This is a genomic window from Scandinavium sp., assembly GCF_051650185.1.
Lineage (GTDB): Bacteria > Pseudomonadota > Gammaproteobacteria > Enterobacterales > Enterobacteriaceae > Scandinavium.
Genome location: NZ_JBOFIN010000118.1, coordinates 26639 through 36729 on the forward strand (window position 1 = coordinate 26639; position 10091 = coordinate 36729).

Genomic DNA, 10091 nt, shown 5'->3' on the forward strand with positions numbered 1-10091 from the left:
TTGTTAGCCGCCCATGGAACGAGAAGAGGTACCAGAAGTGCTGCGCTGCATGGTGGATTGCTTAGCCACTGACTCACCAAAACCGCCGCGGGTGACGGTGCTGGTGGTAGCAGGTTTAGGTGCCATCGCGGTTTTCGGTACGTTCATGGTACGGCCAGGCTGGGCTGCGCCATACCCTTTGCCGCTGGCATCGGTGTACTGCCCGTAAGCCGGGCTTGCCGGATTCTTCGAGCTGAACAACGGCTGCTGCTGCATACCACCGCTCATCATGCGGCCCATCATGTAGCCCGCCATCAGCGGCATCCAGAAGCTACCGCCGCCGTTTTGCGCTTGCGCCTGGTTTTCAGGGGCCATGCCTGCCTGAGCTGGTGCCTGCTGGCACTGGCCTTCACCGAATTCTGCGACGCAGTCTTCACGGCTGGCGTATTTTGGAGCTGTGCGCTCAGCTTCTTTCAGCGCGTTATTGTAGGAGGCAGTACATTCGGCACTTTTGCCTGGGTTTGCGCTGGAGCAGTCGTCGGCGTTTTGATACATCGACACCGTTTCATCGGTTTTTTCACAGCCCGCGAGCATAAAAACGGCGGTCACAGCCAGTGCAACCGGCGTCAAATGGCGTGCGCCCCAGTTCTTGCGGAACGAAGCGTGATTAATGGATTTTGTCCGTTTCATTGTTTTTCATCCTGGACCCAGTGGTAGCGCTCAGAATAGTGGATGAGTGGTTGAAATTGAAGCGACGTGAGGCAGGAGGGGGAGATCTTTACGTTGCCTTACGTTTACAGCGTCAATGCAAATGGAGCGGGAAGAGATATCCGGCGGACAGTGCCGCCGGATAAGCCCGAATCAGTTTTTGAACGGGTTGGAGCCTTTGCTGCTGGTGCCGGAAGGGGTACGTGCAGACGCTGGCTGTGCCGCAGGGGTACTGTTGTAGCCATCAGCACTTGCGTCCTGCTGCGCGTTTTCTGGCGCAACAGTTTCAGGTGAGGTTGGCACTTCTTTTCCAAGCGCACCGTTGAGAGCCATCAGATCGTTCTCGTTCAGAGTGCCCAGCGCTGACTTGATGTTCAGCTGGTTGATCAGATAGCTGTAGCGAGCGTTAGAGAGGCTCTGTTTTGCCTGATACAGCGTTGAAGTCGCATCCAACACATCAACGATAGTACGGGTACCGACCTGGTAACCGGCTTCAGACGCATCCAAAGAGCTCTGCGCAGACACAACCGCTTGTTTATAAGCGTTGATGCTGCTGATAGAGGCGTTGATGTTATTAAAGGAAGAACGCACGGTCTGAACGACGCTGCGGTGCGCACTTTCCAGCTGTTCGCTTGCGCCAACAAAGTTGTACTGAGCTTGTTTCACCTGAGAGGTAACAGAACCACCGCTGTACAGCGGCAGGCTGAAGTTCAGGCCAATCTGATTCTGCCCGATGTTGCGGTCAGTATATTGGCTGCTGGTTGCGTTGCTGCCGTCATACTTGGTGTCGGTAACGCCAGTAGAGGCGGTCAGGCCGACGGTTGGCATGTGGCCGGTTTCCGCATAACGGATCTGCTCACGTGCCAGATCCTGGCTCAGACGAGCCTGCAACAATGCCAGGTTACGATTTTCTGCTTCTTTCAGCAGTGAGTTTACCGCTTGCGGTTTGTCAGTTTTAAAGGTGCCGACGTTCAGCGAAGCCAGTTGCGGGTAGAAGTTGCCGGTAATCTGACGCAGTTGCTCAACGGCGTTATCGAGGTTGTTACGGGCAGTGACTTCATTCGCCAGCACGGTGTCGTACTGTGAACGGGCGTTTTGTACGTCGGTGATGGCCACCAGGCCCACATTAAAGCGCTGAGTGGTTTGATCCAGTTGACGGTAAACAGCCTGTTTCTGCGCTTCGGTGAAGGAAAGCGAGTCGATGGCGTTCAGCACGTTGAAGTACGCGGTAGCGGTATTCAGGATCAGCGTCTGCTGATCGGTCTGATAGCTGACGTCCTGGATGCCGGCGGTTTTTTCCTGCAGCGTCAGGGCGCGCCATTTCGACATATCGAAAATAGTCTGCGTTAAGGTCAGCGCGGCGCTGGTGGCGTTAGAATTCACACCATTCTGATCTTTATAGCCGTTAGTGTAGGTATAATCTGCACCTAAGCCGAGCTGTGGCAGCAATGGACTGCGTGCTTCGTTAATTTTCTCGAATGCAGCATCACGATCGGCGGCGGACTTACGCAGGTCCGGGTTACTCAAACGTGCCTGCTGATAAACCTGCAACAGGTTTTCCGCCTGGCTCACAGCACTGAACCCTGCGAGGCTCAAGCCGATAAGGATGGGGAGCAATTTCTTCATTTGCATTCCTTGTTGTGAAGCATTTAGCGCTGATCTAATTCAAAAAGATTCGTCGATTGTACCAGAGTCCGACCGCGTAAAAAGTTGGCGTAACGTGCCATCTGGCGTTAATTTGCACCAATCTACCACAGCATAACTAAAACAGTAGTCAAACTGACCCGAAATCCCTAATTTCATCACCCAAACATCAGGAAAACGATGATGACCAGGAAGAACTCGTCTGGCGTAACCTACGCCAAAAATGATGTAGAAATTATTGCACGTGAAACGCTTTATAGCGGTTTTTTTTCGATAGATCTGTACCGTTTTCGTCACCGTTTGTTTAACGGTGAAATGAGCGGTGAAGTGCGTCGTGAAATTTTTGAGCGCGGGCATGCCGCAGTCTTGCTACCCTTTGACCCAGTGCGTGATGAAGTGGTGCTGGTTGAACAGATTCGCATCGCGGCGTATGACTCAAGCGAAAGCCCGTGGTTGCTGGAAATGGTCGCCGGGATGATAGAAGAGGGCGAAAGCCCGGAAGATGTGGCTCGCCGGGAAGCGGTTGAAGAGGCCGGGCTCAACGTTGGACGAGTCAAAAACATGCTGAGCTATCTGGCAAGCCCGGGTGGCACCAGCGAGCGCTTAACCATTCTGGTGGGTGAAGTGGACGCCACGACCGCACACGGCATTCACGGTCTGGCTGAAGAACTCGAAGACATTCGGGTTCACGTGGTAAGCAGAGAACAGGCTTATCAATGGGTAGAAGAGGGGAAAATCGATAACGCAGCCTCTGTCATCGCCCTGCAATGGCTGCAATTGCATTATCAGGCATTACGAAACGAGTGGATAAAATGAAGCGCTATACACCTGACTTCCCTGAAATGATGCGGCTGTGCGAAACCAACTTTGCGCAGCTACGCCGCCTGTTGCCTCGCACTGACGCACCCGGCGAAACAGTGAGCTATCAGGTGGCCAACGCACAATACCGGTTAACGATAAGCGAATCGACCCGCTACACTACCCTGGTGGAGATTGAGCAGACGGTTCCGGCCATCAGCTACTGGAGCCTGCCGTCAATGTCGGTGCGGCTTTACCACGATGCGATGGTCGCTGAAGTGTGTTCGAGCCAGCAGATCTTTCGCTTTAAAGCACGGTATGATTACCCGAATAAAAAGTTGCATCAACGCGACGAAAAGCATCAAATTAACCAGTTTTTAGCCGACTGGCTGAGGTACTGTTTAGCACATGGAGCGATGGCGATTCCGGTTTGTTAGCGTCGTGAAACCTAAGGACACCATTTGGAAAGCCTGTTAAATCTCTCACTGGCTGGTGGGGCCAGGGTCAGAGTCTTACAAATTACTGATACTCACCTGTTTGCTGAAAAACATGAAACGTTGTTAGGGGTGAACACCTGGGAAAGCTATCAGGCAGTTCTGGCGGCCATCCGCGCCTCGCAACGTGAGTGCGATCTCGTTGTCGCCACAGGGGATTTAGCACAGGATCATTCGTCCGCGGCTTATCAGCATTTTGCTGAAGGCATCGCGGGCTTCGCTGCGCCCTGCGTCTGGTTGCCCGGCAACCACGATTTCCAGCCTGCGATGTACAGCGCATTACAGGATGCAGGCATTTCGCCAGCCAAACAGGTTATTGCCGGTGAGCACTGGCAAATTCTGATGCTCGACAGCCAGGTGTTTGGTGTCCCCCACGGCGAGCTAAGCGACTTTCAGCTCGACTGGCTGGAACAAAGGCTGGCAGAGTCTCCGGAGCGCAACACGCTGTTACTGTTGCATCATCATCCTCTTCCGGCGGGATGCAGCTGGCTGGATCAACACAGCTTGCGTAACGCTGGGGCGCTGGATCGTGTGCTGATGCGTTTCCCGCGGGTGAAAAATCTGCTTTGCGGTCATATCCATCAGGAGATGGATGTCGACTGGAATGGCCGTCGAATGATGGCGACCCCGTCTACCTGCGTTCAGTTTAAACCACACTGTGCGAACTTTACGCTAGATACTATTGCGCCAGGTTGGCGCTGGCTGGAACTGCATGCTGATGGCACCTTGACCACCGAGGTGTGTCGCCTTGATGGCTCGCAGTTCCGCCCGGATACCGCTTCAGAAGGATACTGATGTCTACGCTTCTTTATCTCCACGGATTTAACAGCTCGCCGCGTTCCGCAAAGGCCACGGCTATGAAAACGTGGCTTGCGGAACACCATCCCGGCATCGAGATGGTCATTCCGCAGCTTCCGGCATTTCCGGCGGAAGCTGCAGAGCTGCTGGAGAAACTGGTCCTGCAACACGGCGGCGAACCGCTGGGGATTGTGGGGTCATCGCTGGGGGGTTATTACGCCACCTGGCTGTCACAATGCTTTATGCTGCCAGCCGTGGTTGTCAACCCTGCGGTGCGTCCGTTTGAGCTACTAACAGGCTACCTCGGGCATAACGAGAATCCCTACACCGGGCAGCAATATGTGCTAGAGTCACGCCATATTTACGATCTGAAAGTGATGCAAATCGACCCGCTCGAAGCGCCGGATCTTATCTGGTTATTGCAACAGACGGGTGATGAAGTGCTTGATTACCGCCAGGCTGTGGACTACTTCGCCTCCTGCCGCCAGACGGTCGAGGAAGGCGGTAATCACGCATTTATCGGCTTTGAAGATCATTTCACACAGATTATCAATTTCTTAGGGCTGCGTTAAACAGCCCGTACAATTCGTGAACATACCATGACGCAATCTTCTTATAATGCTGATGCCATTGAGGTACTCACCGGGCTTGAGCCAGTTCGCCGCCGCCCGGGGATGTACACCGATACCACACGTCCTAACCACTTAGGTCAGGAAGTGATTGATAACAGTGTGGATGAGGCGCTGGCAGGCCATGCTAAACGCGTGGAAGTTATCTTACATGCCGACCAGTCGCTGGAAGTTATCGACGACGGGCGCGGCATGCCTGTGGACATTCACCCGGAAGAGGGCGTCCCGGCCATAGAGCTGATCCTCTGTCGGCTGCATGCGGGCGGTAAATTCTCCAACAAAAACTACCAGTTCTCCGGCGGCTTGCACGGCGTGGGGATTTCGGTCGTTAACGCCTTGTCAAAACGCGTGGAAGTTAACGTGCGTCGCGACGGCCAGATTTACACCATGGCGTTTGAAAACGGCGACAAGGTGGAAGATTTACACGTCACCGGCACCGTCGGTAAACGCAACACCGGCACCAGCGTTCACTTCTGGCCTGATGAAAGCTTCTTCGACAGTCCGCGTTTCTCCGTTTCACGCCTGACACACCTGCTGAAAGCCAAAGCTGTTTTGTGCCCGGGCGTAGAAATCGTCTTTAAAGACAAGGTCAATAACAGCGAGCAAACCTGGTGCTACGCGGACGGTCTGAATGACTATCTGTGCGAAGCCGTCAACGGCCTGCCGTTGCTGCCAGAAAAACCGTTTGTCGGCAGCTTTGCCGGTGATACCGAAGCGGTAGACTGGGCGCTGCTGTGGCTGCCGGAAGGCGGGGAGCTGCTGACGGAAAGCTACGTCAACCTGATCCCAACCATGCAGGGCGGCACCCACGTCAACGGCCTGCGTCAGGGCTTGCTTGATGCGATGCGTGAGTTCTGCGAATACCGCAACATTTTGCCGCGTGGTGTGAAGCTGTCGGCGGAAGACATCTGGGATCGCTGTGCCTACGTGCTGTCGGTGAAAATGCAGGATCCGCAGTTTGCCGGGCAGACCAAAGAACGTCTCTCTTCGCGCCAGTGCGCGGCGTTCGTTTCTGGTGTGGTAAAAGACGCCTTCAGCCTGTGGCTGAACCAGAACGTGCAGGCCGCAGAAATGCTCGCCGAAATGGCCATTTCCAGCGCTCAGCGCCGTTTACGCGCCGCCAAGAAAGTGGTGCGTAAGAAGCTGACTAGTGGCCCGGCACTGCCAGGTAAACTGGCAGACTGCACCGCGCAGGATCTCAACCGCACTGAACTTTTCCTGGTGGAAGGGGACTCGGCGGGCGGCTCCGCCAAACAGGCGCGCGATCGTGAATATCAGGCGATCATGCCGCTGAAAGGGAAGATCCTGAACACCTGGGAAGTCTCTTCTGACGAAGTGCTGGCCTCGCAGGAAGTGCACGATATCTCCGTGGCGATCGGTATCGATCCGGACAGCGACGATCTGAGTCAGCTCCGTTACGGCAAAATCTGTATCCTCGCGGATGCGGACTCCGATGGTCTGCACATCGCCACGCTGCTGTGCGCCCTGTTCGTCAAACATTTCCGTCACGTGGTGAAAGCCGGACACGTCTACGTCGCCATGCCGCCGCTGTACCGTATCGATCTCGGCAAAGAGGTTTATTACGCACTCGACGAGCAGGAAAAAGAAGGCGTGCTGGATCAGCTCAAGCGTAAGAAAGGCAAACCGAACGTGCAGCGCTTTAAAGGTCTGGGCGAAATGAACCCGCTGCAGCTGCGTGAAACGACGCTCGATCCGAATACCCGCCGCCTGGTTCAGCTGTTTATCGATGATGAGGCAGACCAGCAGACGGACGCAGTGATGGACATGCTGCTTGCCAAGAAACGTTCTGAAGACCGCCGTAACTGGCTACAGGAAAAAGGCGATATGGCGGATCTGGAAGCCTGATCGGGTTCAAAAGAGATACTGAAGTGAACTCCGAAAGTTGGGCATCCAACGAGTAGGGGTCCATCCTCAATAAGCCATGCCTGGCGGGAGCGGCGGCAATGTGAAAAGCGCCCGAAGGCGCTTAACAGAAGCTTCAGGATGCGGATTTTTTACTCATCACTTTTTGTTTAATGCGAGCCCCAATACCGGCATCGATCTGTGTCCAGTAGTCGAATGCTCGTGAAAGAACCGGCTCTTCAACGCCATTGAGAAGGTGTCCGGCAACATTATCGACAAGCCTTTCACGCGCGGCCTCGTCCATGACCTTATTGACTAGCGTATTTGCCTGCCCAAAGTCATCATCATCCTTACGAAGCGTGTAAGCGGCGCGAACCATTTCTCCCTGAACAGGCCAGGTTGAATCTTCCGGAAGCGTGTTACCTTCGGCCGACGGTCCCCTTTTCGAATTAGGCGCATAAACCGGGTCGCTGACAGGTGTGATGCGCATAGCGCCATCTTTACTGTAGCTGTTGACGGGGGAATGAGGGGCATTCACCGGGATCTGCTTGTAGTTCACGCCCAAACGCGCCCGGTGAGCATCCGCGTAGGCAAAAATACGACCAATCAGCATTTTGTCAGGGCTCAGACCGGTGCCGGGCACTAGGTTGTTAGGCTCAAAGGCGGCCTGTTCAATTTGCGCGTGATTGTCTGTTGGATTGCGGTCGAGCGTGAGTTTGCCCACTTTAATCAAGGGGTAATCTCCATGAGGCCAGACCTTGGTTAAGTCGAAGGGATTGAAGCGGTAGTGTTCTGCCTCTGCCATTGGCATGATCTGCATGTACAGGGTCCAGCTTGGGAAATCCCCTTTTTTGATGGCGCTAAACAGGTCGCGGACGTGATAGTCGCCGTCCTGTCCGGCCAGCTTGTCAGCTTCATCCTGCGTGAGGAAATCAACGCCCTGATCGGACTCAAAATGGTATTTGACCCAGAACTTTTCTCCCTCGGCGTTTACCCACATATAGGTATGGCTGGAGTAGCCGTTCATATGACGCCAGCTTTTGGGGATCCCCCTGTCACCCATCAGGTAGGTAACCTGATGCGCTGACTCCGGCGATAATGTCCAGAAATCCCACTGCATATCATGATCGCGAAGATTGTTATCAGCGCGACGCTTTTGCGAACGGATGAAATGTTGAAACTTCATGGGATCCCTGACAAAGAATACCGGCGTGTTGTTCCCTACCAAATCAAAGTTGCCTTCTTTGGTGTAAAACTTAATGGCGAATCCGCGTGGGTCGCGCCAGGTATCAGGGCTGCCGCGCTCGCCCGCCACCGTTGAGAAGCGAACCACCACCTCCGTTTTCTCACCCGGCTGGAATACACTGGCTCGCGTGTACTGGCTGACATCTTCTGTAACATCAAAATGCCCAAAAGCGCCGCTGCCTTTGGCATGAGGCTGGCGTTCAGGAATGCGCTCCCGGTTGAAGGCCGCCATTTGCTCAATAAGGTAATGATCGTGAAGCAGAATAGGGCCATCGGCTCCGACGGTGAGAGAGTGCTCATCGCTGGCAACCGGGATCCCAGCGTCGTTAGTCGTGTGCTTATCGGTATGCTTGCTCATCAAAGGCTCCTCAGGGTTTCTTATCGGTGTGATACAGCATCAGCTTAGTTCACCTACAGCATTCGCAATGAAAGAACCGCGATGAAATTATTGCCCCAAGTAACCTTAATAAAAAAACAGCGTGAAATTAACAGTCCGACAAACCACATTCTGCTAAAGAACAATCCTAAAAATTCATTTTAAGCGTCATGCACCCCAAAATTAATCGGCGTTAAAAAGGAAAAGCTGGGAAGACAGCAATAAGTACAAATGGAAATAATGAGAGGCCTGTAAAATGCAGGTCTTTACAAACGGTTACCTGCTACGATCGTGTTTAACCCAAATGAGTTTATTTATTGGGAAACCGTATGCTTTGGCAATCTCAAGGTATTTAATTTTTACACTTACCGGAATATCTGGCGTTCGGGATAATATCCAAAGATACTCCCGATTCTGACCACTCACCAGCGCATATTTGTAATCATTGTCGACTGCGATCACATTATATCCAGCGTAAAATGGGCCAAAGAAAGAGACTTTGAGCGCAGCGACGTTTTTCGCCTCGACAAATACGGCTTTCCCTTCACTTTCTTTCCACTTCATTTTTTCTGGATCATATCCCCGATTCACAACCCGTATCGTGCCATCTTTTTTTAATGCGTATTCAGCCGTAACATTATCGAGCCCGCGTTCAAAATAATAATCGAGGCGAGCGATTTCATACCATTTCCCCAGATAATTTTCGGCTTCGAAATTGTCTACGGGTTTTACACCTTTTGGTGGCGTAGGTGATTTACAGGCAACAAGCGTTAACGCAACGGTAAGCCCTGTAACCGCATGCCATAATTTCATCACGATCTCCTTTCTGTCAGCCTGATATAAGTGTAGAGGCAAATCGATAAATTTCGTGGCGGGGAAAACGAATCAGATTCTTCAACAATCGTCAGCGCCTTGCGGGCATCCTCACTTGCTTTTCACTCCTGAGTATCACAAACGGTCACATCCCTCGCAGGTTGCAAGATCTCTATTTACAGATGGCTGAACGTCTTACCCAACAGAACGCGGTGTACCAGACTGCAAGACTTCAGGATGATAACGCTTCGGCGTTATGTTTTGCTCTTCTTCCTTGTTAGTCTCGACGTTGCGGTTCTGTCCGAATGGCATTTTTTATCTAAAGAAACGGTTTCATCTTCTGTTTCCCACACGTAAAAGGGGAGATAAGGGGTGGCGAAAAAACCTGAATACCTTTACCGGTATTCAGGTTAAGTAAGGTTAGCGATTTATTTTAAAGCGCTATGCCTGTTGTACCGATCAATGGACAAACAAGGCAATCAGAATAATGATCGGAATGGGTACACCTAAAAAGAAAAGGAGTAATGAGCGCATAGTAACCTCCTGCGTTATCAAACATTATAAGTCGCGTTGACGACCGCCAAAGGTCGCACACAAGCTGGCAAAGGCTTTGTTGAATAAATCGAACTTTTGCTGAGTTGAAGGATCAGATCACGCATCCTCCCGATAACGAAGACCGTTCCGTGGCAAAGCAAAAGTTCAAAATTACCAACTGGCCCACCTACAACAAAGCTCTCATCAACC

General features: G+C 52.6%; 9 protein-coding genes and 1 pseudogene. 6 read left to right on the forward strand and 4 right to left on the reverse strand.

What is annotated here, in order from left to right; genetic code table 11:
- Nucleotides 1–3 precede the first annotated feature (3 nt).
- Together ACRCWW_RS15705 and tolC are read right to left on the reverse strand one after the other, a co-directional pair.
- Nucleotides 4–669, reverse strand: a complete 666-nt coding sequence (locus ACRCWW_RS15705; protein ID WP_438683235.1) for a DUF1190 family protein — start codon at nucleotides 667–669, stop codon at nucleotides 4–6.
- A gap of 171 nt (nucleotides 670–840) precedes the next feature.
- Nucleotides 841–2313 carry an outer membrane channel protein TolC gene (gene tolC, locus ACRCWW_RS15710; protein WP_438683236.1) on the reverse strand — a complete coding sequence of 491 codons (1473 nt, stop codon included), beginning with the start codon at nucleotides 2311–2313 and terminating at the stop codon, nucleotides 841–843.
- 201 nt (nucleotides 2314–2514) lie between these two features.
- Between tolC and nudF the strand changes: the two genes are divergently transcribed.
- The 5 genes from nudF to parE are packed head-to-tail and all read left to right on the forward strand — an operon-like array spanning nucleotide 2515 to nucleotide 6916.
- The gene (gene nudF / locus ACRCWW_RS15715) at nucleotides 2515–3147 is read left to right on the forward strand and encodes an ADP-ribose diphosphatase (RefSeq protein ID WP_438683237.1); all 633 of its coding nucleotides are present in this window, start codon (nucleotides 2515–2517) and stop codon (nucleotides 3145–3147) included.
- The gene (locus ACRCWW_RS15720) at nucleotides 3144–3566 is read left to right on the forward strand and encodes a DUF1249 family protein (protein WP_438683238.1); all 423 of its coding nucleotides are present in this window, start codon (nucleotides 3144–3146) and stop codon (nucleotides 3564–3566) included. Before nudF ends, ACRCWW_RS15720 begins: the two co-directional genes overlap by 4 nt.
- Nucleotides 3567–3590: 24 nt before the next feature.
- Nucleotides 3591–4418 carry a 3',5'-cyclic-AMP phosphodiesterase gene (cpdA, locus tag ACRCWW_RS15725; RefSeq protein ID WP_438683239.1) on the forward strand — a complete coding sequence of 276 codons (828 nt, stop codon included), beginning with the start codon at nucleotides 3591–3593 and terminating at the stop codon, nucleotides 4416–4418.
- Entirely contained in the window at nucleotides 4418–4993 is a 576-nt protein-coding gene (yqiA, locus tag ACRCWW_RS15730) for an esterase YqiA (protein WP_438683240.1), read from the forward strand. The genes cpdA and yqiA overlap by 1 nt, the downstream gene beginning before the upstream one ends.
- A gap of 27 nt (nucleotides 4994–5020) precedes the next feature.
- A complete protein-coding gene (parE, locus tag ACRCWW_RS15735; RefSeq protein WP_438683241.1) occupies nucleotides 5021–6916 on the forward strand; it encodes a DNA topoisomerase IV subunit B in 1896 nt (631 codons plus the stop codon).
- A gap of 133 nt (nucleotides 6917–7049) precedes the next feature.
- Here parE and ACRCWW_RS15740 read toward each other — a convergent pair whose 3' ends face one another.
- Together ACRCWW_RS15740 and blc are read right to left on the reverse strand one after the other, a co-directional pair.
- Nucleotides 7050–8516, reverse strand: a complete 1467-nt coding sequence (locus ACRCWW_RS15740) for a catalase (protein ID WP_438683242.1) — start codon at nucleotides 8514–8516, stop codon at nucleotides 7050–7052.
- Between the two features lie 294 nt (nucleotides 8517–8810).
- A complete protein-coding gene (gene blc / locus ACRCWW_RS15745; protein ID WP_438683243.1) occupies nucleotides 8811–9347 on the reverse strand; it encodes an outer membrane lipoprotein Blc in 537 nt (178 codons plus the stop codon).
- A gap of 638 nt (nucleotides 9348–9985) precedes the next feature.
- On the opposite strand from blc, the pseudogene ACRCWW_RS15750 reads away from it, so the two are divergent.
- Nucleotides 9986–10091, forward strand: a pseudogene (locus ACRCWW_RS15750) (IS5/IS1182 family transposase); the annotation flags it as partial.

Excerpts from the sequence above, each read along its gene's own strand:
- ACRCWW_RS15720 (WP_438683238.1), top strand. The coding sequence starts at position 3,144 with ATGAAGCGCTATACACCTGACTTCCCTGAAATGATGCGGCTGTGCGAA.
- parE (WP_438683241.1), top strand. The coding sequence starts at position 5,021 with ATGACGCAATCTTCTTATAATGCTGATGCCATTGAGGTACTCACCGGG.
- nudF (WP_438683237.1), top strand. The coding sequence starts at position 2,515 with ATGACCAGGAAGAACTCGTCTGGCGTAACCTACGCCAAAAATGATGTA.
- ACRCWW_RS15705 (WP_438683235.1), bottom strand. The coding sequence starts at position 669 with ATGAAACGGACAAAATCCATTAATCACGCTTCGTTCCGCAAGAACTGG.
- blc (WP_438683243.1), bottom strand. The coding sequence starts at position 9,347 with ATGAAATTATGGCATGCGGTTACAGGGCTTACCGTTGCGTTAACGCTT.
- tolC (WP_438683236.1), bottom strand. The coding sequence starts at position 2,313 with ATGAAGAAATTGCTCCCCATCCTTATCGGCTTGAGCCTCGCAGGGTTC.
- ACRCWW_RS15740 (WP_438683242.1), bottom strand. The coding sequence starts at position 8,516 with ATGAGCAAGCATACCGATAAGCACACGACTAACGACGCTGGGATCCCG.
- yqiA (WP_438683240.1), top strand. The coding sequence starts at position 4,418 with ATGTCTACGCTTCTTTATCTCCACGGATTTAACAGCTCGCCGCGTTCC.